Raw genomic sequence first — 25,647 nt, forward strand, 5'->3', positions numbered from 1 at the left:
TCGAGGCTCTCGACGCCCCGCCGACACCATCAGGAGTTCGATCATGAGCAACGTTTCGATCAAGGCGGAAGCGGCGCCCGGACCGCGCAGCGGCACCTCCAACCGGGCCATCGTCGGCTGGGTCCTGCACAACGTCGTGTGGATCTGGCTGGCGATCCTGGTCGTGTTCTTCGGCCTGTTCAACTCGTTCTTCTTCACCGTCTTCAATTTCCAGAACATCATGGTCCAGGCGACCGTGCTCGGCATGCTGGCCACTGCGGTCGCCCTGCCGCTGCTCGTCGCCGAGATCGACCTGTCGATCCCGGCCAATCTCGGCTTCTCCTCGGCCGTCGGGGCGCTCGCCGTCACCGATTACGGCGCGCCCTGGTGGCTGGGTGCGCTGCTTGGCGTCGTCGTCGCGACGGCGATCGGCTTTTTCAACGGGCTGTGCATCACCCGCCTGCGCATGGTCTCGCTGATCCAGACCCTGTCGATGATGATCATCCTGCAGGGCGCGCTCCTGGCGCTCACCCAGGGCAAGACGATCACCAGCCTGCCGGACGGCTATACCTGGATCGGCCAGGCGACGATCGACGGCTGGCCGGTCATGCCGCTGGTCTTCGTCGTCGCCCTGATCTTCATGGCCGTTCTCCTGCGGCGCACCGTCCTCGGCCGCAGCATCTATGCGGTCGGCGGCAATGCCGCGGCGGCCAATTCCGCCGGCATCCGCGTCGACCGCACCAAGATCGTCGCCTTCACGATCGCCGGCTTCCTGGCCGGGATCGGCGGCTATCTGCTCGCCTCCTGGCAGATGGCGATCACCTCCAACCAGGGCAGCAGCTTCCTGCTCTACGCGATCGCGGCGCCCATCATCGGCGGCGTCAGCGTCTTCGGCGGACGCGGCAACGTCGTCGGCGTGTTCGGCGGCGTCATGCTGCTGACCGTCATCCAGGTGGGCCTCGCGATCATCGCCGTCCCGTCCTTCTATGTCGGCATGATCGGTGGCGTGATGATCTTCATCGCCGTGGCCATCGACGCCATCCGGGTGCGCTATTTCCAGTAACGGATAGGGCTGCGACGCATCCGTCGGGGAGCCGAACGAGCGGATTCGGCCTTGCCCCCGCGGCGCGACTGCGCTCTCTGTGGGTCCACTCACGACACTGCATACGGGAAACGCCATGTCTGTCATCGACGAGCCCTCGGGACTATATCTCGGTCGCGCCTTTTCACCCGGGGCGAACGGCCCGGCCGTCGTCACCTTGCGCGACGGGCGGCTCGTCGACATCACCTCGTCCACGGCGCCGACCGTCAGCGACATCTGTGAAATGGACGACCCGGCATCCTACGTCCGCTCGGCCGCCGGGAAGGATCTCGGGGCTCTCGCGGACGTCGCCGGCGAGACGGATCGCTCCGGCGAGAAGCCCTATCTGCTGGCGCCCTGCGATCTCCAGGCGGTCAAGGCCTGCGGCGTGACCTTCGCCAGTTCGATGATCGAGCGGGTGATCGAGGAAAAGGCCAGCGGCGATCCTTCTCGCGCCGAGGCGATCCGCGGCCGTATCGGCGCTGCCATCGGCGAGAGCCTGCGCGACATCCGCGCCGGATCGCCGGAGGCCGAGCGCGCCAAGGCGGCGCTGATCGAAGAGGGGTTGTGGAGCCAGTATCTCGAGGTCGGGATCGGCCCGGATGCCGAGGTCTTCTCGAAGTGCCAGCCGATGGCGGCGGTCGGAACGGGGAGCAATGTCGGGCTGCATCCGCGCTCCAACTGGAACAATCCGGAGCCGGAGATCGTCCTCGCGGTTTCTTCGGCGGGGCGCATCCTCGGCGCCACCCTCGGCAACGACGTCAATCTCCGCGACTTCGAGGGCCGCTCGGCCCTTCTCCTGTCGAAGGCCAAGGACAACAACGCCTCGACCGCGATCGGCCCGATGATCCGGCTGTTCGACGACGGCTTCTCGCTCGACGACGTGCGCCGGGCCGAACTCACCCTGACCATCGACGGGCCCGAGGGCTTCCGCCTCGAAGGGCATTCCTCGATGAGCCAGATCAGCCGCGACCCGGAGGATCTCGTCGCCCAGACCGTCGGGCGCCATCACCAGTATCCGGACGGCCTCATGCTGTTTCTCGGCACGCTCTTTGCGCCGACCCAGGATCGCGACCAGCCGGGCGAGGGGTTCACTCACAAGGTCGGCGACGTCGTGCGGATCGCCGCCCCCGGTCTCGGCTGCCTCGAAAACACCGTCGCGCTGTCGACCGAATGTCCGCCCTGGACCTTCGGCACCCGCGCCCTGATGCGCAATCTCGCCGCGCGAGACCTGATCGGAGGGCCGTCGGGCGATTGAGGGCCGCGTTCCTCGATCGGCAGACAGGGGCGGTTCGTCGACCCTTCCGGTCCCGGCCGCCTGTTCGCTTCGGCGACTGGTTCGCTGTGGCGTGGAACCGGCCTGACGGCTGAGCGATCAACTGAGCTCTTTGCGGTGCGCCTCTGCGAGTTCGGCCATGGAGGTGAAGCGGAAGGCGTAGCTCGGCATTTCGCCCGGGTTCATCGTCGCGCCGAAACCCTCCTTGCCGTGGCGGCGATAGATCCAGGCCGAGGTGAGGCCCGCCTTGTTGGCCGGCTGGTGGTCGTGGAACATGCTTTCGGCCGTATGCAGGATGTCGCCCTTCGCGACGCCGAGCCCGGCGAGCTTGTCCAGCATGTAGTCGAAATTGCGCAGCGAGGGCTTGTAGGAGCCGACGTCCTCGGCGGTGTAGATCGCGTCGAATTCGACGCCGAGCCGGGCGTTCGAGCCGGCGAAGCTGCGGTTGTCGACATTCGACAGGATGACCAGCTTGTAGTGCTGCTTCAGATAGGCGAGCGCTTCGGCGGAATCCGGAAAGGCCGGCCAGTCGGGAACGGAATTACCGTAGGCCAGACACTCGTCCCACGTCGCCGGCACGTCCCATTCCTCGGCAAGGCGGCGATGGACGGTGGCGAGAAGCCGGCTGTAGGGCATCGCCGGCGTCTGCGCCTGCTGCGAGGACTCGTGCACCGCGTGACGCTCCAGCACCCGGTCGCGGGGAATGTCGGTTCCGACCTTGTCGAGAAGCGGACGCAGGGCGGTGAAGATGCCGGTCTCCCAGTCGATCAACGTGCCGTAGCAGTCGAAGGTGAGGGCCTTGAAGTCGGAAAGTTTCATGAGCTTGTTCTCTCGACTGACGTGGGTCAAAGGGCGGAGCGCGTGATCGCGCCGCGCGCCATGACGAGTTTCAGATGGGTGTCGGGCCTGGTGAGGACGGCGATGTCCTCGAGCGGATTGCCCTCGACGACGATGAGATCGGCCGAAAGCCCGGGCTTGACCTGACCGAACTCGTCTTCGAGGCGCATCAGCTTCGCGCCGTTGATCGTCGCGGCGCGCACCAGATCGACCGCCGGGACGACGCCGGACCGCAGGGAAAACTCCGACAGCTGGCGCCGGTGCATGGCGCCGAGAAGATCGGTGCCGTAGGCCATCGGCACGCCGGCCCGATGGGCCATCTCGACGGCGTTGATGCCGGCGTCGAGGACGTCGTCGATCTTGGCGGCGAGTTCGGCCGGAAGCCCCGCCTCGACGCCTTCGTCCTTGAGGGCGCGATAGGTCGCGAGAGTCGGCGTCAGGAAGGCGTCCCGCTCCTTGATCATCGCGATGGCTTCGGGATCGGCGAGGTTGCCGTGCTCGATGGAGCGGACGCCGAGCTTCAGGCTGCGCTTGATGGCGCGGGCGGTATAGGCATGGACGACGACGTAGAGATTGGCCATCTCGGCCTCCTCCACGACGGCGGCGATTTCTTCCTCGGAAAACTGGTCCGACGAGATGCGGTCGGTCGGCGAGGAGATGCCGCCATTGCCCATGATCTTGAGGTGATGGGCGCCGCGCCGGATCTCCTGCCGCGCTGCCTTGCGAACGGCGGGAACGCCGTCGACGATGCAGCCGAGGCCCGGCTGGTTGTAGGCGTCGTCATGTGCGTCGATGCCGGCGGGGCGGACGTCTCCGTGGCCACCCGTCGGCGACAGCGCCTTGCCGCCATAGATCAGCCGCGGGCCGCGGATCAGCCCCTCGCGCACCGCCCGGGCGAGGCCGAAATCGGCGCCGCCGACGTCGCGCACGGTGGTGAAGCCGCGATCGAGCATTCCGCCCATGATCGCCGCGGCCGCGGCCGAGACGTAGCTCGGCGGCGTGCGCTGCAGCTCGGTGAAGTTCGCCGAATAGGCGGTCACGTGCACGTGGCTGTCGACGAGGCCGGGCATCAGCGTCCGCCCTGCGACGTCGATCCGGCGGGCGTCGCTTGCGGAGACGGGCGCTTCGGCGATTTCGCGGATCCGGCCGTTCTCGACCACCACGTGGCGGTCGGGCAGAAGCGCTCCGGCCTCGACGTCGAGGACGGAGGCGTTTTCGAAAATCGTGATCATGCTGGTCTTTCCGTTTCTTCGATGCGGTTCCGCATCCCACTCTGCAGGCGGCGAAAGGCGGTCAGCGGCGGGCCGCGAGATAGGCCGGCGCCAATGTTCCGGCGACGAGGTCGAGGCCGGCGAGATCGGCCTCGTCGTAGGATCCCTTCGGGCCGAGCACCGAGACGACGCCGAGAACGTCGCCGTCCCAGCGTATCGGGGCGTTGATGCAGGCCTCGCAGCCGAGCGAGAGGATCAGCTCATGGTCGGGGAAGGCCCAGCGGATGTCGTCGGCGCCGTTGCCGAGCCACGTCCGGCGGCCCTTCAGGACCCGCGCGCCCCATTCGGTCGGCCCCATCGGCTTGCGGCCCTTCAGCGGATACTCGGCGGGCCGGCTGGAGTAGATGCGCTCGACCTCGCCGGCCGGGGCGTCCCATGCGAGCAGGGTGAAGAGCTGGTGGCCGACGCTTTTCCTGCAGAGCTCGTCGAAGGCCGCGAAGAGGGCCGTGGGTTGCCCGGCTTCCGCGGCTGCCGCGCCGAGCGTGCGCAGCGCCGACGGCAGGTCGAATCGGCCGGTGGCGATTGGGGATTCGGTCATTGCATCTCACCCGTAGAGGATGCGCGGCAGCCAGAGTGCGATTTCCGGAAAGACCGCGAGAATGGCGGTGCCGAGCGCCATGAGGAAGAAGAAGGGCAGGGAGTACCAGGCGATCTTGCCGATCGGCACGCCCGTCATGCCCTGCAGGACGAAGAGGTTGAAGCCCACCGGCGGGGTGATCTGGCCCATCTCGACCATGATGACGAGGTAGACGCCGAACCAGATCGGGTCGAAGCCGGCCTGGACGGCGAGGGGCAGGGTGATGGGAAGGCTCATCACCACGATCGACACGCCGTCGAGGAACAGGCCGAGGACGATGTAGAAGATCGACAGGACGAAGAGCAGCGCAAAGGGCGAAAGGTTCAGCGCCGCGATCGCCTCCGCGACGTTCGACGGCAGGTGCAGATAGCCCATCGCCGTGGAAAGGACCGCCGCGGCGATGAGGATGATCGACACCATGCAGCTGGTGCGCACCGCCCCCATCAGGGTCTCGAGGAACAGCCCGAAGCTGAGCTGGCGCATGAGGATGGTCAGCACCAGCGCGGTCGCCACGCCCACCGCAGCCGCCTCCGAGGGCGTCGCGATGCCCGAATAGATCGCGCCGAGCACGATCGCCATGAGGATGAGGATCGGCGCGAGGTCGAGGCCGATGTGCAGATAGCCGCGAAGGGTCGTGCGCACGCCGCTCGGGGGCGCGAAGCCCGGATTGGCGAGGCAGCGGATCATGATGTAGCCGGAATAGAGGAAGGCGATCAGAAGGCCCGGCAGGATGCCGGCGGCGAAGAGCCGGCTGATCGAAACCTCGGCGAGGATGCCGTAGACGATCATCACGATGGACGGCGGAATCAGCAGCCCCAGGCTGCCGGCGCCGGCCAGCGAGCCGAGGGCGAGGGAGCGGTCGTAGCCGCGCTGTTCGAGCTCGGTGGTGGTGATCTTGCCGACCGTCGCGGCCGTCGCCGCCGAAGAGCCGCTGACGGCGGCGAAAAGCGTACAGCCGAGGACGTTGGTGTGGAGAAGCCGGCCCGGCAGATGCTCCACCACCGGCGCGAGGCCGCGAAACAGCCGGTTGGAGATGTCCGTCCGGAAGATGATCTCGCCCATCCAGATGAACATCGGGATCGCCGCCAGCTCCCAGGTCGAGGCGTAGCGATAGGCGATGTTGGCGGCGATCGTACCGATCCGGTCGATGTTCATGCCGAGAACCAGCATCAGCGAGCTGATCGCGACGAGCAGGAGGCCCGCGAAGACCCAGATGCCGAGGCCGAGATAGATGAAGATCAGGATCCCGACGATGCCGGCCGGATAGAGGGCTTCCATCGAAACTTCCTTGTGCGGGAGATCGGAGCGAAGGCTGGCGGGATCAGATCTCGTTCGCCGTTTCCGCCTCGACCGGCGGCGGCGTGTCGAAGACCTGGCGCAGGAAATAGGCGAAGACCTGGAGCCAGAAGACGCACAGGCCGAGAAGCACGAAGCCCTCCGGGATCCACATCGGCACCGCGGCGATCGAGCTCGACGTCGTTCCGCGGGCGACGTTTCGTGCCACGCGGATCCAGAAGAACCAGATGAAGATCGACGTCAGGCCGAGGGTCAGGGCGGCGCACCCCGCCTCCACCACCCGTCGGCCGACGCCGTCGAGACGGGCGAGGAGAAGGTTCACCCGGATGAGATTGCCGTGTTCCAGCGAATAGCCGAGCGCCATGAAGGTGCAGGCGGCGACGCCGTAGCCGACGAACTCGTCGAGGACGAAGGTCGACGTCGCGAAGAAGTAGCGCAGAATGATCTCGTAGAGGATGTGCCCCACCATCAGGACGAGGGCGAGAGCAGAGATCGCCGCGGCGAGGCGCGAAATGGCGAAGACGATTGTCTGGAACCGACGCATGCGCTCACGCTTCGTTGGGCGGGGAGAAGGGATTCGAGCGTGGCCGGCGAGACCGGCTCCGCCGAGGGGCGGGAGGTATCTTCGACACTCCCGCCCCCCGGCCGATCATGCCTACTGCTTGCGCCGGCTCTCGTAGTCGGAGAGCAGCGCATCGGCGTCGGGGAACTTCGCCTTCCAGTCGGCGATCGATTCCTCCGCCGCCTTGCCGAGCGCGGCGAGATAATCCGAGGAGACGTCGGTGACGATCGTCATGCCGTTCTCCTTCATCTGCGCGTAGTTCTCCTTGACGCGGTTTTCGAGCAGGCCCCAGCCGAAGTCCTCGGCTTCCTTGGCCGCCTTGGTGACGGCCTCCTTCTGCTCGTCGGTCAGCCCGTCATAGACGTCCTTGTTCATGTGAACGATCTGCAGCGGGCTCGCATAGTTGACTTCGGTGAAATGCGACTGGTGCTCCCACAGCTGTGCCGCCGCACCGCCGTCGGCGGAGGTCAGGACGCCGTCGATGCCGCCGGTGGTTAGCTGCGGCACGGTGTCGGCCCAGGAAAGCTGGATGGGCGCCGCGCCGGCATTACGCAGGGTGATCGTGCCGTTGGCGTCGTAGGTGCGGATGCGGACGTTCTTGATGGCATCCATGGAATCGAGCGGCTTGTTGCCCCACAGCCCGCTCGGCGGCCAGGGCGTGGCGAACAGGAAGACCTGGTTCGAATCCGCCAGCACCTTCTCGTAATAGGGCTTGCTCGCCTCGTAGAGGGCGCGGGTATCCTTCACTGTCGGGGCGAGGAACGGCAGGGAAGAGACGAGGAAGATCGGGTCGATGCCGGCCCAGGCGCCGACGAAGGAGGAGGCGACCTGGACGGCGCCGTCGCCGACCGCGTCGAACTGGTCCACCGACTTGTAGCCGAGTGCCGCGCCGTGATGGGCGGTGACGACGATCTCGCCGTTGCTGGCTTCGTCGAGCGCCTTGATGAACGTGTCGGCCGATTGGGCATGAACCGAATTCGGCGGATACTCGTTGGCGAGGTCCCAGCGCTCCTGGGCCGCGGCCGCACCGGCCGCAAAAGCGAGGCCGAGCGATACGCCGGCCGCCATGATCGTCTTCAACATCATACGCTCTTTTCCTTCGTTTCGCGATTTCATCCCCGTCGGCGGCGAGTACAGCACACCTCCGGTCAGTCCGAAAGCTTCGCGGCAGGGTAGTGGGTTTCGAGATAGGTTCGGCTGTACTTGCCGGACACGAGGTCGTCCCGCAGGCTCGCCGGGTCGCGCTCGGCGGGTGCGCCGTAGCCGCCGCTGCCGGGCGTCTCGATCACCACCCGTTCGTCCGGGCCGACCGTGACGCCCGACGGTTTGACGTCGAGAATCGTTTCGCCGTCCTCGCCCTCGAGGACGTATCGGCCAGGCCGGCCGGGACCGCCGCCGAAGATGCCCCAGGGCGCATTGCGGAACCGCTCGCCGGCGCCGTTGAACAGGCAGTCGTGGCCGATCGGCTGGATGACCCGGCGCAGGCCGCCGCCGCCGCGATGGCGCCCGGCGCCGCCGGAATCCTCGACGAAACCGTAGCTGACCACGCGCAGGGGATATTCCGTCTCGATCGCCTCGATCGGTAGGTTCGAGGTGTTGGTGATGTGCACCTGCACGCCATCCTTGCCGTCCCGGTCGTTGCGCCCGCCGAAGCCGCCGCCGAGGGTCTCGAAATAGAGATAGTCGCGCCCCGTGCGCGGGTCCTTGCCCGAGAACACGGCGGTGGTGTTGGCGCCGTTGGAGGCGCCGACGGCGCGTTCCGGGATCGCCGCGGCGAAGGCGCCGATGATGATGTCGATCAGCCGCTGCGAGGTGTGCGCCCGGGCGGCGACCGGCGCCGGCGCCCGGCAGTCGACGATCGAGCCGGGGTCGGTGACGAGTTCGCAGCAGTCCAGAATGCCCTGGTTGTTCGGGATCTCGGGGTCGAGCAACGCCCTCAGGCCGTATGCCACGGCGGCCTTGGTGGCATTGATCGGCACGTTGATGTTGCCGCTCACCTGCGGCGAGGAGCCGCGCCAGTCGAAGACGGCCCGATCGCCGGAAATGGTGATGGCGAGCCTGATCGGAATGTCGACGGTGGCGACGCCGTCGTCGTCCATCACGTCCTCGAAGCGATAGGTGCCGTCCGGCACGCCGGCGATCGCCTCGCGCATGCGGGCCATCGTCCGGGTGACGAGTTCGTCGAACACCTGGCGGATCGTCGCGACCCCGTACCGCTCGCCGATCTCCTTGACGCGCCTGACGCCGAGCCGGCACGCGGCGATCTGGGCGAAGTGGTCGCCGCGCCGCTCGTCCGGGATGCGGGCGTTGAGCAGGAAGAGGTCCATCAGGTCCTGCTGCAGTTCGCCCTTGCGGAACAGCCGGACGAGCGGGATGCGCAGCCCCTCCTGATAGATTTCCGACATGCCGCCCGCCATCGAGCCCGGCGCCATGCCGCCGATGTCGGCATGATGGGCGATGTTGCAGACGAAACCGATCAGCTCGTCGCCGAGAAACAGGGGCGCGGCGTAGTTGATGTCGGGAAGATGCGTGCCGCCCGCCACATGCGGATCGTTGGCGACGAAGACGTCGCCCTCGGCGATGTCCTCCAGCCGGTATTTCGACAGGATCGTCTCCATCAGCCCGGTCATCGAGGCGATGTGGATCGGCAGCGACATGTCGGCCTGAACGATCAGCCTACCGTCGCGGTCGCAGATCGCGGTGGAGTGGTCGTGCCGCTCCTTGATGTTGGTGGAATAGGCGCTCTTCATCAGCGCGATGAAGGTCTCGTCGACCACCGAACGGAAGGCGCTGGCGACGATCTCGATCGTGATCGGGTCGAGCGGCGATTCCTGGAGGGGCGGGCGGCTCATGAAGCGTCTCCGCGCGTGATGATGATGTTGAGGGCGTCGTCGACCCGCGCGACGTCCTTCGGGAAGAGGAGGCTCGTCGCGTCGAACTGGTCGATGACGGCCGGGCCCTCGATCCGCGTCCCCGGCGCGAAGCTGGCGCGGTCGTAGATCGGCGTCTCGATCGCCGCCTCGCCGTCGAACCAGACCGGCCGGTGCGTGCGCGGCTGCGGCGTCGCGCTGGCGCCGGCGCCGATCGGCGGCGTGCCGGGCGAGGGCAGGCGGCCGAGCGCCGTCAGGCGCACCGCCATGACGTCCACCGGATCGTCGGGATTGTGGAAGCCGTAGGCCTGCTCGTGAGCCGCGAAGAACAGCCGGCGCAATTCGTCGACCGAGGGCAGTTCGTCGACGCCGATCTGCAACTCGTAGTTCTGGCTGGCATAGCGCATGTCGATCGCCAGCTTGCGGCTGCGCGCCTTGGGCTCGACTGATTCCGCCTCCCACCAGCCTTCCGCCTCCGTCATCATCGAGGCAACGAGATCGGCGAGTTCGGATGCGTTCTCCTCCGCCAGCGCCAGGCGGCCGGAGCGCACGAAGCTCTCGGCGCGGTCGGCGACGAGGAGGCCCTGGGCACACAGGATGCCCGGCGAATAGGGGATGATGATCTCCTTGATGCCGAGCGCCCGGGCGCAGCCTTCGGCATGCAGCGGCCCGGCGCCGCCGAAGGGCATCAGGACGAATTCGCGCGGGTCGTGGCCGCGCTCCACCGAGATGGCGCGGATGGCGCGGACCATGTTGGCCGAGACGATGTCGAGGATGCCCTTGGCCGTGCGCTCGACGGTAAAGCCGAGGCTCTCGGCGATCTTGCCGACGGCGCGGCGGGAGGCCTCGACGTCGAGGGTCATCGAACCGCCGAGAAGGCCGTGGCCGGACAGCCGGCCGAGGACGACGTTGGCGTCGGTGACGGTCGGCTCGGTGCCGCCCCGCCCGTAGCAGGCCGGGCCCGGCACGGCGCCGGCGCTGACCGGCCCGACCTTGACGAGGCCGTCGCGGTCGAACCAGGCGAGCGAGCCGCCGCCGGCGCCCACCGTGTTGATGTCGACCATCGGCATGCGCACGGGAAAGCCCGCGACGTCGCGGTCGAAGGAGAGCTTCGTCTCGAGATTGCGGATCAGCGCGACGTCGGCGCTCGTCCCGCCCATGTCGAGGGTGACGATGTCGGCGCGGCCGGAAAGGCGCGCGGTGTGGATCGCCCCCATCGCGCCCGCCGCCGGGCCGGAAAGAGCCGTGCGGATGGGGAAGTCGCGGGCCTTGTCGACGGACATCAGGCCGCCGCTCGACTGGTTGATGCCGACCGTCGCGCCCGGCGACATCTCGGCCAGCGCGTCCTTCAGCGTGGTCATGTAGTGGGAGAAGGCAGGCTGCAGATAGGCGTTGAGCAGCGTCGTCGAGGAGCGCTCGTATTCGCGGAATTCCGGCTGCACCTCGGAGGACGTCGAGATCGCGATCTCCGGCAAGGCCGCCGCGATGCGCGCCTTCACCGCCTCCTCGTGGGCGGGGTTGAGATAGGAGAAGAGGAAGGCGATGGCGACCGCCTCTGCCTTGCAGGCCTTCAGCTTCTCGATCACCGCCTCGACGCTGGCTTCGTCGAGGGGCGTCACCACCTCGCCGGCCGCGCCGATGCGCTCGCGCACCTCGAAGCGCATCTCGCGCGGGGCCAGCGGCATCGGATGGTCGGCCTTCAGATCGTAGAGCTTCGGCCGAATCTGCCGGCCGATCTCGACGAGGTCGCGGAAGTTCTCCGTCGTGACCACGGCGACCCGCGCGCCGCGGCGCTGGATCAGCGCGTTCGTCGCGACCGTGGTGCCGTGGGCGAGGTTGCGCACGGCCGAAAGCGGAAAGCCGGTCTTTTCGGCCAGTTCGCGCAGGCCGGAAACGATCGCGTCGGCGGCATTGTCCGGCGTACTCGACGTCTTGTGGAGCGCGACGGTGCCCGAGGCTCGATCGAACGCGTAGAAATCGGTGAAGGTGCCGCCGACGTCGACGCCGACGAGCCAGTCATCTGCCTGCATTTCGTGCCTGCCCATTTATTTGTCAGAAGCGTATGCTGCTTGTATACAGCTTGTCAACCGGTCGGCATTCCGATCAGATGCGAGTGGAAGACGATGAGTGACACGACCTCGGAGCCCGGTAGCGAGCGGGTCTACAGGGACCTGCGCCGGGAGATTCTGCGCCTCGTCCTGAAGCCCGGCGAGGATCTCGACGAAAGCTTCGTCTCGAACCGTTTCGCCGTGTCGCGCACACCGGTGCGCGAGGCGCTGATCCGGCTGACGGCCGAGGGTCTCGTCACCTCCGCCCGCGGGCGAGGCGCACGCGTGGCGCCGCTCAGCATCGGCGATCTCCGGGCGTTCTTCGAGGCATTGGACATCCTCCAGCGCAGCGTGACGCGGCTCGCTGCTTCCCGTCGCCAGGAGAGCGATCTTGCCCGGATCGAGACGTTCATGCTCGCCTTCGAGGAGGGGGCGAGGGCGCTGAAAACCGAGATCGTCGCCGACGTGAACTACGACTTCCATTCCGCCATCGCCGATGCCGCCCGGTCGAGCTTTCTCGCCGCGTCCTACCGGCGAAGCCTGGTCGAGGGGCTGCGCATCGGCTACGTCTCCTTTTCCGAACACGAAGGGCTGGGCGAGCGCCTGGAGACCCATCTCGCAGCGACCATGCAGGACCACCGGGAGATGTTCGAGGCGATCGCCGGGCGTGACCCCGATACGGCCGAGCGCCTGGCGGGGCGGCATGTCGAACTGTTCCGCAACCGGATCGCGGCGACCATCCTGTCGACGGACCTGACGCGGCGCATTTCGGCGGTCTCGCCGCTGAGCTGAAAGCTGCGAAACTCGGTGACCGGATCGGCGGCACGTCCGAGAGTCCCGTCAGGACTGCGCTGCAAACCCGCAACACCCGCCTCAGGAATTTGCCGGGGAGCTAAAACATGACTCGATCAGTCATGTTTCGTCCGCTACCGGTCGAGCGGTATCGTTTTGAGTCGCGGGTTTCCGATGTATCAGTTTCCGTCCCGTCCTGCCGGTCGGTCCTTCCGTCAGCGCGCCCTGGCGAGCAGTTTTCTTGCGATGGGGTGGCTCGGCCCGCTCGGCCTGCAGCCGGCGCTCGCCCAGACGGTCGTCCGGCTCGACGAGGTCGTGATCGGCAGCGAGGGGAACGGCACGGGAACGGCGGACGGCTCGGCCGGACTTGCCACGCCCGCCCCCGTCGACGGCTACGTCGCCACCGAAGCGACGGCAGGTGCCAAGGTCGCGACGCCGCTCGCCGAGATTCCCCAGGCGGTCTCGGTGGTCTCCCGCAAGGAACTCGACGACCGTGGCGTCCAGAAGGTCGACGAGGCGCTGCGCTATACGCCAGGCGTCTTCGCCCAGCCCTTCGGCTCGGATTCCGACACCGACTGGGTCTATATCCGCGGCTTCGACGCCACGCAGTCGGGCATGTTTCTCGACGGCCTGCAACTCTTCCAATACGCCTTCGGCGGCATCACCATCGATCCGTTCCTGCTCGATCGCATCGAGGTGCTGCGCGGGCCGGCATCGGTGCTCTACGGCGGCTCCAATGCGGGCGGCATCGTCAACGAGATCTCCAAGCGCGCCGACGGCGCCCATCACGGATATTTCGAGACGGGAGTCACCGACGATCCCAACGGCTATGTCGGCTTCGACATCGGCGACCAATTCTTCGAGGCCAGCCCCTGGAGCTACCGCGTCGTCGGCCGCGTCAAGGGCGGCGACACCCAGACCGACCACGCCGACAACTTCCGCGGCGTCGTCGCCCCGAGCCTTCTCTACGAGCCCGACGCCGACACGCGGCTCGAACTCTATGCGACCTACCAATATGACGACCAGAAACATACCGGCGGCTTCTGGCCCTATGTCGGGACGGTCATCGACGCGCCTTACGGCCGGATCCCGCGCGATCTCTTCTACAGCGAGCCCGATCTCGACAACTTCAGGTCGAAGCAGGCGAGCATCGGCGCCGATCTCGAGCAGGCGCTGACCGACCAGATCACCCTGCGCTCCAACACCCGGCTGTTCCACGTCGAGCGCAGCGAATACGGCCCGTACCCGTATGACTTCGACACCACCGACAGCACGCTCTACCGCCTGAACTTCGCCCACGACACCGAGGCCGATCTCTTCGAGACCGACAACCAGATCGTGTTCGAGGACCAGATCGGCGCGGTCCATCATCAGCTGCTCGCCGGCATCGACTACAAGTACTATCGCATCGACCAGTGGCAGGCGACCGGACCGGCGGACCAGCTCGACCCGATCGACCCGAACTACACCGACGATCTCGGAGCGCTCTACGCCCCCTATCTCGACGAGATCGTCGACATGAACCAGCTCGGCTTCTACGCCCAGGAACAGGCCAAGTTCGGTGACGGCTGGATCCTGACGCTCAACGGTCGCTACGACAACGTCTGGATCGACCGCGACGACCGCACCGCGATCGACAACGACTACGACCGCGAGGACGGGGCGGTCAGCGGCCGGGCGGGCCTCGCCTACGAGTTCGCCGGTGGGCTGACACCCTATGTCAGCGCCTCGCGCTTCTTCCAGCCGCAGATCGGCACCGACACGGCGGGCCTGCCGGTCGGCCCGCAGACCGGCGAGCAGTACGAGGTCGGCCTGAAATATTCGCCGACCTTCCTCGATGCGAGCTTCACCGCCTCGCTGTTCGATCTCACGCGCCGCAACACCCTGCAGAACCGGACGGTCAACGGCGCCTTCATCACCGAGGCGCTGGGCGAGGTGCGTTCGCGCGGCGTCGAACTCGAGGCCAGCGTCAATCTCGACGAGGCCTGGAACGTCACCGGCGCCTTCACCGCCTACGACCTCGAAATCACCGAGGACGCCGACCGGAGCATCGTCGGCAACCGCCCCTGGCTGATCCCGGAGGTGCTCGCTTCGGCCTGGGTGAACTACACCGTCCCGTCGGGCGCCTGGAAGGGTGTGACGGCGGGCGCCGGCATCCGCTATCAGGGCGACAGCTACGCCGACAACGAGAACACGCTGAAGGTGCCGGACGCCACGGTCTTCGACGTCAAGCTCGGCTACGAGCAGGAGAGCTGGGGCCTCTCGCTCAACGTCAACAACGTCTTCGACAAGAAATACGTCGCCGGCTGCCAGAGCGCGGCGAGCTGCGCCTATGGCGAGGGTCGGAGCGGCCTGTTGAAGGCGCATTTCTCGTTCTGATGACTTCGGGCAGCATGCGGGCCGATGACGGGAGCGGCGTCCACCGGGCGCCGCTCTTCCGGCTGGAAGGCGTGGGTTTCACGATCTCCGGCCGGACGATTCTGGACGATCTGGACCTGACGCTGGAGCCCGGCCGCGTGCACGGTCTGATCGGCCCGAACGGCTCCGGCAAGTCGACCCTCGTCAAGCTGCTGGCCCGGCAGGCGTCTCCGCACCGCGGCACGATCGGCTTTTCCGGTCGTCCCATCGAAACTTTTGGCGACCGCGAATTCGCCCGGCGGCTCGCCTATCTGCCGCAGACGCCACCGCCGACCGACGGCATGACCGCCCGCGAACTCGTGGCCCTCGGCCGCTATCCCCATCACGGCGCCCTCGGACGCCTCGGTGCGGCCGACACGGCGGCGATCGACGAGGCCATGGCCCGCACCGGCACGCGGGAGTTCGCGGCCCGAGCCGTGGACACGCTGTCCGGCGGCGAGCGCCAGCGCGTCTGGCTCGCCATGATGATCGCGCAAGGGGCGAGCTGTCTCGTCCTCGACGAGCCGACCTCGGCCCTCGACGTCGCCCATCAGGCCGAGATGCTGGAACTCGTCCGGCGGCTTTGCGACGACCACGACCATTCCGTGGTGATCGTTCTCCACGACATCAACATGGCGGCCCGCACCTGCGATCGGCTGATCGCCCTGAAGGGCGGAAACATCGTCGCGGACGGGCCTCCATCTGAAATCGTCGAGCCGGAGATGCTCGAACGGATCTATGGCGTGCGGATGGGCGTCTTCCGCCAGCCCGGCACCGGCGCACCGATCGGCTACGTCGCATGACGCGCCCCCGAACCGGGCTGACGCGCCGCGCATTCCTTTCGGCAGTCGGGGCGTCGTTCGCATGTCCGGGCGTCGCCATCGCGGCCGCGGGCGACGGCTTCGCCGTCGTCGACTGGGCACTGCTCGAAACCGCGCTCGCCCTCGGCCTCGTGCCGCTCGCCGCGCCCGAGCTGATCCTCTATCGCAGGCTCGTCGTCGAACCGCCGGTGCCGGCGACGGTCCTCGATCTCGGCCTGCGCGGCGCCCTCGGCTTCGAGCGGCTGGCGCTCCTGCGGCCCGGCATCGTCTATGGCAGCAATTACAGCGCCTGGGCCGCGCCGCAGATCGAGGCGATCGCGCCGTTCGAAGCGTTCGAGCTGTTCGTCCCCGGTGAGCCGCCTTTGGACAAGATCGCGGCGATGACGCTGGCGCTCGCCGGGGATTTCGGTATCGCGGGGCACGGCCGCGCGGTGGTGGCCCGGGCGCGGGCGGAGCTTGCCGCCCGCCGAACGCAGCTTGCCGGGATCGACACCCGCGACGTCCTCCTCGTCGACGTCGGCGACGCCAGCCACGTTCGCGTCTACGGCGCCGATTCGCTGTTCGGCGAGACGCTGGCGCGGCTCGGCCTCGCCAACGCCTGGATCGGGGGCACCCGCTACAGCGCCACCGCCCCGGTCGGCATCGAGGCGCTGGCCGCCCATCCGCAGGCGTTTCTGATCGTCGTCGGCCCGGTGCCGCCGGATGCGCGAGCCGAAATGCGCCAGGGCGCGCTGTGGCGGGCGCTTCCCCCGGTGGCGGCGGGGCGCTTCGCCGTCGTCGATCCCTGCAACGCCTTCGGCGCCCTGCCGGCGGCGCTGCGCCTCGCCCGTCTGGTGACCGCCGCGCTCCTTTCCGCAAAAGGCCGTTCGCCCGCATGACGCGGTCGCCGAACGATGGGACTGCGGGCCGATTGACCGTCCGAGCGCCCGGAGCGGTCGCCGCCGGCCTCTGGCTGCTGCTGTTCCTGGCGGGGCTCGCGGTCTTCGCCTTCGCGGCCCGGCAGTCGCTGGTCGGCCTCGCTCCGAGCTTTGCAGGCGACTATCTCGCCTATGGTCTTTCGCCGCGCGCCGCCTTCGCGCTTCTCGGTGGTGCAGCGCTGGGGCTTGCCGGGGCGCTGCTGCAGCGGACTTTGCGCAATCCCGCCGCCGATGCCTCGACGCTCGGCGTCGGGGCCGGCGCGCAGCTCGCCCTCGGCGCCGCGACGCTCTTCGCCCCGTCGCTGATCGCCGAGGCACGCAGCCTCGTCGCCTTCGGCGGCGGCGGGGGTGCGCTCGCGCTCGTCCTCTACCTCGCCCGCAGCCGCAACTACGACCCGGTCACGATGATCCTGTGCGGCCTCGTCGTCTCGCTGGTCTGTGGGGCCCTGTCGGCGACGCTGATCCTCGCCGGCGGCGATTACATGCTGTCGCTCTATCTGTGGGGCGGCGGCACGCTCGCCCAGACCGGTTGGCGCAACGACGCCGTGCTGGCGAGCCTCCTGATCTCCGCCGGCCTCGCCGCCTTTCTGCTGCGCCGACCGCTGGCGCTGCTCGGCCTGTCCGACGAGACGGCGAAGAGCCTAGGCGTCTCGACCGCGGCGATCCGCCTGGCCGTGGTGCTCGTCGCGACGGTGCTTGCCACCACCGTCACGGCCTTTGCCGGCATCATCGGCTTCGTCGGGCTCATGGCCGCCAATCTCGCCCGGCTTTCCGGCGCCCGGACGCCCGGCGCCCAGCTCCTCGCCGCACCGCTCGTCGGCGCCGTGCTCCTGTTTGCGACCGATGCCGCCGTCCTGGCGATCGAAGCTGTCTTCGGCACGGGCGTCGCCACCGGCGCGGTGACGGCGCTCATCGGCGGCCCGCTGCTGCTCTGGCTGCTGCCGCGCCTGCCACAACGCGCCACGGCGCCCATGGCGACGGCGTTCCGGCGGCTCGCCGCGCCTCGGGCCGTGCTCCTCTGCCTGGCGGCTCTGACGGTCGTCGCCGCCCTCGTTTCGCTGTTGCTGAAGCCCGACGCCACCGGCTTTTTCCGGGAACAGGCCGACATCGCGGCGCTCCTGCCGCTGCGCTGGCCGCGGCTCCTCGCGGGAGCTTCGGCAAGCGCGATGCTCGCCGTCGCCGGCGTCGTCCTGCAGCGCTTCACCGCCAATCCGATCGCCAGCCCGGAAGTCCTCGGCATCAGCTCCGGTGCCGGGCTCGGCCTCGCGGCGCTGCTGCTTGTCGCGCCTTTCGCCGGCACCGGCGCCATGCTCGTCGCCACCGGTGCCGGATCGCTCGCCGCGCTCGCCGCGATCCTGATCTTCGCCCGCGCCGCGCGGCTCGGCCCGGAGCGGCTGCTCCTCGGCGGCATCGCCGTGGCATCGCTGGCCGGCGCCGGCGTCACGCTGGTGATGGCGCGGGGCGGGCCGGAAGCCTCGCGGCTGCTCGACTGGATGAGCGGCTCGACGCTGCGGGTGACGTCCGGCCTGGCCCTCGCCGAAGCCGTGCTGGCAGTCCTGCTCCTGCCGCTCGCTTGCCTCGCCCATCGCTGGCTCGCCGTCCTCGGTCTCGGGGCCGTCACCTCCCGCAGCCTCGGCCTTTCGCCGTCGCGGGCGGGCGGGCTCCTCGTCACGCTCGCCGCGATCCTGACGGCGGCTGCGACTCTCGCCGTCGGACCGCTGTCCTTCGTCGGGCTGATGGCGCCCCATCTCGCCCGCAGCATGGGCTTTGCCCGGCCGCGGGAGCAGCTCGTCGGCGCGGCGCTTCTCGGTGCGCTGATCATGATCGCGACGGATACGGCGGCGCGCAGCCTCGCCTTTCCCTATCAACTGCCGACCGGCCTCTTCGCCGCTCTCGTCGGCGGGCCCTATCTCGTGGCGATGCTGCTGCGCAGAGCCCGCTGAGCCGCGTCCATCCCCGCCGGCTCTTCTTTGAAGGGCCACCGGAGACTACTGATCGTCCCGTCCGATGCCGTTTTGTTGTGCGGCTGCAACGTCTGCGTCGAAATGCGGCAATTCGGCGCTTGCGGCAGGCCGCGGGATCGGCATGATCGGTTCGACCGGCCTCTTTGTCACAGGGCCGGTTAACGCGTCGTTAACCCTTGCGGCGCAGCATCGATCTGTCGCCTCCACTTGCCAGAGAGCCCGTCTCGCAAGTGCCGAGCGGACGGACCTAAGCGTCGGCCACTCGCCGGCCGCCGCTCTTCGAAGAGGTGTGCCGATGACGAGAAGAACCGCCGACGCTTCGTTCTGCCGCATGCTTGAGGGATACAGCCTCACGTCTGCAGAAGTGCTTTACCGCATGCCGGATCATCCGTCCCTGTTGCAGACGTTCTTGTGGCAGTTCGAGGATCTGGCGCCGGATTATCCGCGCCTCAAGCGGTTTCTCGACCATTGGGAGCGGGAGATCGAGGCGATCATCCACTCCGTCCGCGTCATGCATCAGGGCCTGATCACGCCGCGCGAGATCCGCCTCGTGAAGGACGGCGGGCAACTGCACTGACGACAGGCGGCGATGCAAGGCGCCGCCGCTGGCTCAGATCAGCCGCAGCCCCTTCAGGCTGGCATGGCCGTTCTTGCCGATAATGATGTGGTCGTGGACGGCGATGCCGAGGGGTTTCGCGGTGTCGACGATCGTCCGGGTCATTTCGATGTCGGCGCGCGACGGCGTCGGATCGCCGGACGGGTGGTTGTGGACGAGGATGATCGCCGTGGCGTTCAGCTCCAGCGCCCGGCGCACGACCTCGCGGGGATAGACCGGCGTATGGTCGACGGTGCCCGTTCCCTGCACTTCGTCGGCGATGAGGGTGTTCTTCTTGTCGAGGAACAGGATGCGGAACTGTTCGCGCGCCTCGTGGGCCATCGCGGCGCTGCAATAGTCGAGCACCGCGGTCCAGGAGGAGAGCACCTCGCGCTGGCGCACCGCCGAGCGCATCGCCCGGCGATTGAGGGCGGCGACGATCTTCAGGTCGAGGGCGACCGCGTCCTTGACGCCCGCGACCTCGGTCAGGCGCTTGGGCGGGGCGCCGAGCACCTCGGCCAGCGAACCGAAGCGGGCGATCAGCGCCTTGGCGATCGGTTTGACGTCCCTGCGCGGGATGGTCCGGAAGAGGATGAGTTCGAGCAGCTCGTAGTCCGCAAGCGCGTCCTCGCCGGCGGTGGAAAAGCGCTCGCGCAGCCGGTCGCGGTGGCCGTCATGATGGGAGGTGGTCTTCGCCGTGCCGCCGCCGGGGGAAATCCGCGGCGAAGCGCCCTGGCGCTCTTCGAGGCCGGCCAGACCGTCCTCGCCGGAACCGTAGAGCCCTTCGTCGTCGCTCCGCTCCCCCGCCGGTGCCATGGCCGGCTCTATTCGGCCGCGGCGGGTTCGCGCTCGAAGGCGATGCCCGGCGTATCGAGGCCGCCGGGAGAATGGGTGAAGACCTCGCAGCCCTCCTCGGTGACGCCGAGCGTGTGCTCGTACTGGGCGGAGAGGGTCCGGTCGCGGGTCACCGCCGTCCAGCCGTCGTTGAGGATCTTCACATGCGGGCGGCCGAGATTGATCATCGGCTCGATGGTGAAGATCATCCCCGGCTTCATCTCGGGGCCTTCGCCGCGGCGGCCGTAATGCAGGATGTTCGGCGCGTCGTGAAACAGCTTGCCGACGCCGTGGCCGCAGAAATCGCGCACCACCGAGCATCGCTCGCTCTCGGCATAGGACTGGATCGCTTCGCCGATGTCACCGATGTGGCCGCCGGGCCTGACTGCCTCGATGCCGAGGAGGAGGGAGCGATAGGTCACCTCGCAGAGCCGCTCGGCGGCGCGTTTCAGCTTGCCCACCGGATACATTCGCGAGGAATCGCCGTGCCACCCGTCGACGATCAGCGTCACGTCGATATTGACGATGTCGCCTTCCTTCAGCGGCTTGTCGTTCGGCACGCCGTGGCAGACCACGTGGTTGATCGAGGTGCAGACGCTCTTGGTATAGCCGCGATAGTTCAGCGTGGCGGGGACGGCGTCGTTGGCCAGCGCGAAATCATAGACGAAATCGTCCAGCGCCTGGGTCGTCACGCCGGGAACGACGAGTTCGGCGAGGCCGTCGAGGCAGCGGGCGGTCAGCCCGCAGGCGCGGCGCATGCCCTCGAAGGCCTCCGGCCCGTAGAGGCGGATGGCGCCGGTGTTGCGGATCGGGTTCGCCTCTGCCTCAAGATAGGTGGTCATGGTCGCTCGACGATCGGAATGGTGCAGGCGGGAGTGATGCCGTTTACCGTGATGTCGCACCGAACGGCGTAGGCTTCAACCCCATCCCGTCGTGCCGCGGCAAAGCCTTCTGCATAGGCCGGGTCGAGATCGGCGGCAAAGGCGAGACGGTCGCAGTCCGTCCGCTGCACCACATAGAGCATCACCGCGCGGGCGCCGGCGCGGATCTCGGCGGCGAGATCGAGGAGGTGCTTGGCGCCCCGCGTCGTCACGCAGTCGGGAAATTCGGCGAGCCCGGCCTGCCGCATCAGATGGACGTTCTTCACCTCGACATAGACCGGGCGCCCGTCCACATCCTCGTAGAGCAGATCCACCCGCGAGTTCGCCTGGTAGCGCACCTCGCGCCGCGCCGGCCCGAGCCCGGCAAGCGCAGGGACGAGCCCGGCGGCGACGGCTTCCTCGGCCAGCCGGTTGGGCAGGCCGGTATTGATGCCCACCAGCGTCTCGTCCGCCTCGACGATCTCCAGCGTCAGCGGCAGTTTCCGCTTGAGGTTCGCCGAGCGCGACAGGAAGACCCGCGAGCCCGGCGCCTTCAGCCCCATCATCGCACCCGGATTGGGACAGTGGACGGTGACCGGGGCATCCTCGCAGTCGATCGCGACGTCGGCGAGGAAACGCTTGTAGCGCTCGATCAGGCGGCCGGGGATCAGCGGAGCGGGGAACTGCATGGCCGGCGGGTAGCTTTTCGCCCCCGCCGGGTCAACTCGGTCATTTCCCGGCCTGGACGCTACCAGGCGAGTTCCACATGCGGCCGACCGTCCGAGGTCTTCTCGCGGCTGCGGCCGGTGTCGTCGACGACGCAGTTCACCCGGTGCCGAAAGGCCGAGAAACTGTCGAAGGTGACGACGTCGACCGGCTCGTCGAATTTGAGCGTCAGGCGGATGCGGGTCGGATCGTTCTCGAACACGCCCGCCGCGATCACCTCGCCGGCGAAGCGTTGGCCGAGATAGGTGCCGGCCACCCGCGCGCCGATCGTGTAGGGCGAAAGCCGCGGCCGGTTGCCGAGCCGGGCATGCAGCGTGTTCCAGTCGCGAAAGCCGTGTTGATGGGCAACGAGTTCGAGGGCCCGGCAGTGGGAGATCGGTTGGCCGATGGCCTCCAGCGAGGCGCGAAGGCGCCGCGCCTGATCCTTCAGGACGGGCAGGGAAGGGAGTGGGGTGTAAGATTGCGTCATGGCGGAAGCTCTTTCCGGCATCGCATGACGGCCAAGGGCGGGAGTCCGCATTGCCACCGGCCAGCGATGCCCGTTTCGAGCGTTCGACCCGTGTCGTTCCGGAAGCTTCACCACGGCCAAAGGCCTGCGGACGGCGGGTGCTCCGAACCCATGCCGCCGCCTATAGCGCCTCCGCGCGATCGGGGCAATCGAATCACGAGTCGATGAAGGCATTTGCGATTGTACCGATGAGTGGTACAAAGGAACGAGCAGGGAGTTTCTTCTTGATCGCTGGCTTCAGGGACGAGTGGCTCGGTGCGTTCTACATCGAGGATGTCCGCGCCAAGCAGATTCCCGCGGATATCGAGGATCGTCTGTTCCGCAAGCTGCAAATGGTCGACGACGCCACGAGCGAACGGGATCTCCGATCTCCACCGAGCAATCACTTCGAAAAATTGCGCGGCCGGTTGGCGGGCCGTCATTCGATCCGGGTCAACAAGCGGTGGCGGATCGTATTTCGCTGGAACGAAGCTTCGGGGGAGGCTTCTGATCTTTATCTGGACGATCATTCCTATCGATGAGGTGTCGGGTGCTGACGACGAAGCGCAAGCCGGCGACGGTCGGGGAGATTTTGACGGAAGAGTTCATGCAGCCTCTCGGCCTGACGCAGACGGCGCTGGCCGAAGCCATGGGTGTGCCGCGCAAGCATGTGAACGAACTCTGCAGAGACCGGCGTGGCGTGACCGCGGCGACCGCCCTGATCCTCGCGCGGGTCTTCGGCAACACGCCGGATTTCTGGCTGAACCTGCAGCGCCGAAACGACCTGTGGCTGGCCATGAACTCGCCGGAACAGCGGGCCCGCATCGAGCGAGCCAGACCCGTGTCCTCGGCTGCCTAAGTCGCGGCCCGACCGCTCCGGCTCCAACCGAAAGAAATCCGCTGTCATTGGGTGCGTATGAAGCGGTCGGTTCGTCGTTACGACTTCACCGTCACATACCGCCCCGGCGCATCCTCGATCGCCTTCAGCGTCTTGCCCCCGGGCTTTCGCGCCTCGACCCGTTCGCCGAGTTGCGGCGTCAGCCATTCCAGCCAGTGGCCCCACCAGGAGCCGGGCGTCTGGCTGGCGGCGAGCAGCCAGTCCTCGTAGGAGCCGACGTCCTTCGGGGCGGGGCCGGTCCAGAACTGGTACTTGTTCTTCGCCGGCGGATTGACGACGCCGGCGATGTGGCCCGAGCCGGTCAGGACGAAGTCGACCTTGGAGCCGAAGGCGCGGCAGCCGGTGAAGACCGAGCGCGCCGGGGCGATGTGATCCTCCTTGGTGGCGAGGTTGTAGATCGGCATCGTCACCTTGGAGAGGTCGAGCCGGATCCCGCCGATTTCCATGCGGCCGCGCGAAAGCCGGTTCTCGTGATAGCAGTTGCGCAGATAGAACAGGTGGTTGGCCTTCGGCATGCGGGTCGAATCGGCGTTCCAGTAGAGCAGGTCGAAGGGCAGGGGCTCCTTGCCGCGCAGGTAGTTGTTGACGAAATACGGCCAGATCAGATCGCCGGAGCGCAAAAGGTTGAAGGCCGTCGCCATCTGCGAGCCTTCGAGATACCCCTTCTGGTCCATCGCCTTTTCGAGCGACTTCAGCTGCGTCTCGTCGACGAAGACCTTCAGGTCGCCGGCATGGGTGAAGTCGATCTGGGTGGTGAGGAAGGTTGTCGACCTGATGCGCTCGTCGCCCTTGGCCTTCAGATAGGCGAGCGAGGCGCCGAGCAGCGTGCCGCCAACGCAATAGCCGACGGCATTGACCTCCTTCTCCCCGGTCGCCTTCTCGACGGTGTCGAGGCCGAAGCGGATCCCTTCTTCGATGTAGGACTGCCAGTCCTTGCCCGCGTGGCGTTCGTCCGGATTGACCCAGGAGACCACGAAGACCGTCACGCCCTGCTGCACCAGCCAGCCGATCAGCGATTTTTCCGGGTTGAGGTCGAGGATGTAGAACTTGTTGATCCAGGGCGGCACGATCATCAGCGGCCGCCGGAACACCGTCTCGGTCTGCGGCGCATACTGGATGATCTGGCAGAGTTCGTTCTCGGCGACGACCTTTCCCGGTGTCACCGCCATGTCGCGGCCGACCTGATATTTCGTGTAGTCGGCCTGGCGCAGTTTCAGATTGCCATGGCCGGCGGCCATGTCCTCGGCGAACATCCGCATGCCCTTCACGAGGTTCTCGCCGTTCGAGGCGACGGTCTCCCGGTAGAGTTCGGGATTGGTCATGACGAAGTTCGAGGGCGCCAGCGCATTGGAAATCTGCCGGACGTAGAAGGCCGCCTTCTGCCGCGTATGCGGATCGAGCCCCTCGGCCCGTTCGACGAGGTCGTCGGCCCAGCGGGTGGTCAGGAGATAGGTCTGCTTGACGAAGTCGAAGAACAGGTTCTCGTTCCAGTCCGCGTCGGCGAAGCGCTTGTCGCCCTTCGACGCCTCCACCGGGTGGTCGGGCATCTCTCCCGCCAGCCGGCGGATCGAGTTGTTCCAGATCGTCATGTAGCTGGCGAAGAGGTTCGTCTGGGCCTCCATCGCCCGCGCCGGGTCGGTCATCCAGTATTCCGAGACGCGCGACAGGGTCTGCACGACCTCGGAGATCTGTACCGGCCCACCGTCGACGAAATCGCCCTTTTCACGAGGCGCCACCCAGGCCGCGGCGGCCTTGCCGATCTGTTCCAGCATGCGGGCCATGTTGAGCCCGAAGGCTTCGGGATCCTTGACCACGAATTCGTCGGTCTTCGCCTCGAAGGGTCCGGTTCCCGGCTCTCCGGCTTTGCTGGCCATCGTCGTTTCTCCTCCCTCGGGTCCCCGGTCGGCGTGGCGTCGTTCTATGCGGCGCTGCGGCAGTCCGATCGCATCCGATTTAAGCGCTTTTCTTGCAACGGCGCCATGAAACCGGCGCCGTCTTCTTTGTAATTGACCGATCGGTGGGATATGACACACGCGTCGCGGATTTGAAGCGGGTCGTCCGGATGGCCGCTTCGTCGAGAGGGCATAACGGAATGATCGGTCAGAGGGCGATTCGGGCACTGGCGGCAGCGGCACTGGCTGCCTTCGTTTCCGGCTGCCAGTCGGCCGATGACGCGCCGATGTCGGCCCAGAACGTCGCCTATCGGCCGGTGGCGCCGGACGGCAGCTCCGGCCAGCGTCTGGGTGCCGACGGCTATCCGCTGCTCGGCGCCTATCCGAACGCCGCCGCGCCGCAGATCGACGATGCCTCCGTCGCCGCTCAGGAAGGGCGCGCCAGGGCGCTTGCGGCAAGGCGCAAGGGCGGCGTCTCGACGCGCGGCTACGAGGCCGAGATCGCCCGCATGAAGCGGATCAAGCGTCAGCAGGCGCAGGAGGTCGAGACGGCGCTCGCGAAGAGGCCGGAGCGGAACGCCGTCTCCGTCGGGACCGGCGTGAAGCCGAGCCGCTCGCCGGAGGACGTGCTGCGCGAGATCCAGTCGGCCGAATAGACGCCGCCGAT

General features: G+C 67.6%; 24 protein-coding genes. 11 read left to right on the forward strand and 13 right to left on the reverse strand.

Going from position 1 to position 25,647, the window contains the following annotated elements; genetic code table 11:
- Window positions 1-43: 43 nt before the first annotated feature.
- Window positions 44-1,042, forward strand: a complete 999-nt coding sequence (locus tag LZD57_RS18690) for an ABC transporter permease (protein WP_233721068.1) — start codon at window positions 44-46, stop codon at window positions 1,040-1,042.
- Window positions 1,043-1,157: 115 nt separating this feature from the next.
- A complete protein-coding gene (locus LZD57_RS18695; RefSeq protein ID WP_233721070.1) occupies window positions 1,158-2,318 on the forward strand; it encodes a fumarylacetoacetate hydrolase family protein in 1,161 nt (386 codons plus the stop codon).
- 117 nt (window positions 2,319-2,435) lie between these two features.
- On the opposite strand, the gene LZD57_RS18700 is transcribed toward LZD57_RS18695, so the two are convergent.
- The 8 genes from LZD57_RS18700 to LZD57_RS18735 form a co-directional block, all read right to left on the reverse strand.
- Complete coding sequence (locus LZD57_RS18700; protein ID WP_233721072.1) at window positions 2,436-3,155, reverse strand: haloacid dehalogenase type II; 720 nt, start codon at window positions 3,153-3,155, stop codon at window positions 2,436-2,438.
- 26 nt (window positions 3,156-3,181) lie between these two features.
- Window positions 3,182-4,405 carry a metal-dependent hydrolase family protein gene (locus tag LZD57_RS18705; protein ID WP_233721074.1) on the reverse strand — a complete coding sequence of 408 codons (1,224 nt, stop codon included), beginning with the start codon at window positions 4,403-4,405 and terminating at the stop codon, window positions 3,182-3,184.
- Between the two features lie 61 nt (window positions 4,406-4,466).
- On the reverse strand, window positions 4,467-4,982 hold the full coding sequence (locus tag LZD57_RS18710) for a GAF domain-containing protein (protein WP_233721075.1): 516 nt from the start codon (window positions 4,980-4,982) through the stop codon (window positions 4,467-4,469).
- Between the two features lie 6 nt (window positions 4,983-4,988).
- Window positions 4,989-6,299 (reverse strand): TRAP transporter large permease, encoded by a 1,311-nt coding sequence (locus LZD57_RS18715; RefSeq protein WP_233721077.1) that lies wholly within the window; start codon window positions 6,297-6,299, stop codon window positions 4,989-4,991.
- A gap of 43 nt (window positions 6,300-6,342) precedes the next feature.
- Window positions 6,343-6,861, reverse strand: a complete 519-nt coding sequence (locus tag LZD57_RS18720) for a TRAP transporter small permease subunit (protein WP_233721079.1) — start codon at window positions 6,859-6,861, stop codon at window positions 6,343-6,345.
- A 111-nt stretch (window positions 6,862-6,972) separates the two neighbouring features.
- The gene (locus LZD57_RS18725) at window positions 6,973-7,965 is read right to left on the reverse strand and encodes a TRAP transporter substrate-binding protein (protein WP_233721080.1); all 993 of its coding nucleotides are present in this window, start codon (window positions 7,963-7,965) and stop codon (window positions 6,973-6,975) included.
- A gap of 62 nt (window positions 7,966-8,027) precedes the next feature.
- Window positions 8,028-9,731, reverse strand: a complete 1,704-nt coding sequence (locus LZD57_RS18730; protein WP_233721081.1) for a hydantoinase B/oxoprolinase family protein — start codon at window positions 9,729-9,731, stop codon at window positions 8,028-8,030.
- On the reverse strand, window positions 9,728-11,779 hold the full coding sequence (locus LZD57_RS18735; protein ID WP_233721083.1) for a hydantoinase/oxoprolinase family protein: 2,052 nt from the start codon (window positions 11,777-11,779) through the stop codon (window positions 9,728-9,730). The genes LZD57_RS18730 and LZD57_RS18735 overlap by 4 nt, the downstream gene beginning before the upstream one ends.
- A 93-nt stretch (window positions 11,780-11,872) precedes the next feature.
- Between LZD57_RS18735 and LZD57_RS18740 the strand changes: the two genes are divergently transcribed.
- The 6 genes from LZD57_RS18740 to LZD57_RS18765 all read left to right on the forward strand — a co-directional run bounded on the left by LZD57_RS18740 (window position 11,873) and on the right by LZD57_RS18765 (window position 19,265).
- Window positions 11,873-12,589 carry a GntR family transcriptional regulator gene (locus LZD57_RS18740; protein ID WP_233721085.1) on the forward strand — a complete coding sequence of 239 codons (717 nt, stop codon included), beginning with the start codon at window positions 11,873-11,875 and terminating at the stop codon, window positions 12,587-12,589.
- Between the two features lie 246 nt (window positions 12,590-12,835).
- On the forward strand, window positions 12,836-14,968 hold the full coding sequence (locus LZD57_RS18745; protein WP_233721086.1) for a TonB-dependent siderophore receptor: 2,133 nt from the start codon (window positions 12,836-12,838) through the stop codon (window positions 14,966-14,968).
- Window positions 14,968-15,789, forward strand: a complete 822-nt coding sequence (locus LZD57_RS18750) for an ABC transporter ATP-binding protein (RefSeq protein ID WP_233721088.1) — start codon at window positions 14,968-14,970, stop codon at window positions 15,787-15,789. Before LZD57_RS18745 ends, LZD57_RS18750 begins: the two co-directional genes overlap by 1 nt.
- The gene (locus LZD57_RS18755; RefSeq protein ID WP_233721089.1) at window positions 15,786-16,685 is read left to right on the forward strand and encodes an ABC transporter substrate-binding protein; all 900 of its coding nucleotides are present in this window, start codon (window positions 15,786-15,788) and stop codon (window positions 16,683-16,685) included. Before LZD57_RS18750 ends, LZD57_RS18755 begins: the two co-directional genes overlap by 4 nt.
- A 32-nt stretch (window positions 16,686-16,717) precedes the next feature.
- Window positions 16,718-18,667 (forward strand): Fe(3+)-hydroxamate ABC transporter permease FhuB, encoded by a 1,950-nt coding sequence (gene fhuB / locus LZD57_RS18760; RefSeq protein WP_233721090.1) that lies wholly within the window; start codon window positions 16,718-16,720, stop codon window positions 18,665-18,667.
- Between the two features lie 316 nt (window positions 18,668-18,983).
- Window positions 18,984-19,265, forward strand: a complete 282-nt coding sequence (locus tag LZD57_RS18765; protein ID WP_233721092.1) for an usg protein — start codon at window positions 18,984-18,986, stop codon at window positions 19,263-19,265.
- A 33-nt stretch (window positions 19,266-19,298) separates the two neighbouring features.
- Here the strand turns inward: LZD57_RS18765 and radC are convergent, their stop codons facing one another.
- From radC to LZD57_RS18785, 4 genes are read right to left on the reverse strand one after another with little or no spacing between them, the layout of a single operon-like run.
- Window positions 19,299-20,099: a RadC family protein gene (gene radC / locus LZD57_RS18770; protein WP_338034720.1), complete on the reverse strand. Its 801-nt coding sequence runs from the start codon at window positions 20,097-20,099 to the stop codon at window positions 19,299-19,301.
- 8 nt (window positions 20,100-20,107) lie between these two features.
- Window positions 20,108-20,959: a type I methionyl aminopeptidase gene (gene map, locus LZD57_RS18775; RefSeq protein WP_233721094.1), complete on the reverse strand. Its 852-nt coding sequence runs from the start codon at window positions 20,957-20,959 to the stop codon at window positions 20,108-20,110.
- Complete coding sequence (gene sfsA / locus LZD57_RS18780) at window positions 20,956-21,666, reverse strand: DNA/RNA nuclease SfsA (RefSeq protein WP_233721095.1); 711 nt, start codon at window positions 21,664-21,666, stop codon at window positions 20,956-20,958. The genes map and sfsA overlap by 4 nt, the downstream gene beginning before the upstream one ends.
- Before the next feature lie 59 nt (window positions 21,667-21,725).
- Entirely contained in the window at window positions 21,726-22,172 is a 447-nt protein-coding gene (locus LZD57_RS18785) for a glyoxalase superfamily protein (protein ID WP_233721097.1), read from the reverse strand.
- A gap of 263 nt (window positions 22,173-22,435) precedes the next feature.
- On the opposite strand from LZD57_RS18785, the gene LZD57_RS18790 reads away from it, so the two are divergent.
- Together LZD57_RS18790 and LZD57_RS18795 are read left to right on the forward strand one after the other, a co-directional pair.
- On the forward strand, window positions 22,436-22,732 hold the full coding sequence (locus LZD57_RS18790; RefSeq protein WP_233721099.1) for a type II toxin-antitoxin system RelE/ParE family toxin: 297 nt from the start codon (window positions 22,436-22,438) through the stop codon (window positions 22,730-22,732).
- An 8-nt stretch (window positions 22,733-22,740) separates the two neighbouring features.
- On the forward strand, window positions 22,741-23,049 hold the full coding sequence (locus LZD57_RS18795; protein WP_233721100.1) for a HigA family addiction module antitoxin: 309 nt from the start codon (window positions 22,741-22,743) through the stop codon (window positions 23,047-23,049).
- 77 nt (window positions 23,050-23,126) lie between these two features.
- Here the strand turns inward: LZD57_RS18795 and phaC are convergent, their stop codons facing one another.
- Window positions 23,127-24,962, reverse strand: a complete 1,836-nt coding sequence (gene phaC, locus LZD57_RS18800) for a class I poly(R)-hydroxyalkanoic acid synthase (protein WP_233721102.1) — start codon at window positions 24,960-24,962, stop codon at window positions 23,127-23,129.
- Between the two features lie 218 nt (window positions 24,963-25,180).
- Between phaC and LZD57_RS18805 the strand changes: the two genes are divergently transcribed.
- Window positions 25,181-25,636, forward strand: a complete 456-nt coding sequence (locus LZD57_RS18805) for a hypothetical protein (protein WP_233721103.1) — start codon at window positions 25,181-25,183, stop codon at window positions 25,634-25,636.
- Window positions 25,637-25,647: the final 11 nt, after the last annotated feature.

This window comes from Jiella avicenniae (assembly GCF_021390325.1).
GTDB classification, from domain to species: Bacteria; Pseudomonadota; Alphaproteobacteria; order Rhizobiales; family Rhizobiaceae; genus Jiella; species Jiella avicenniae.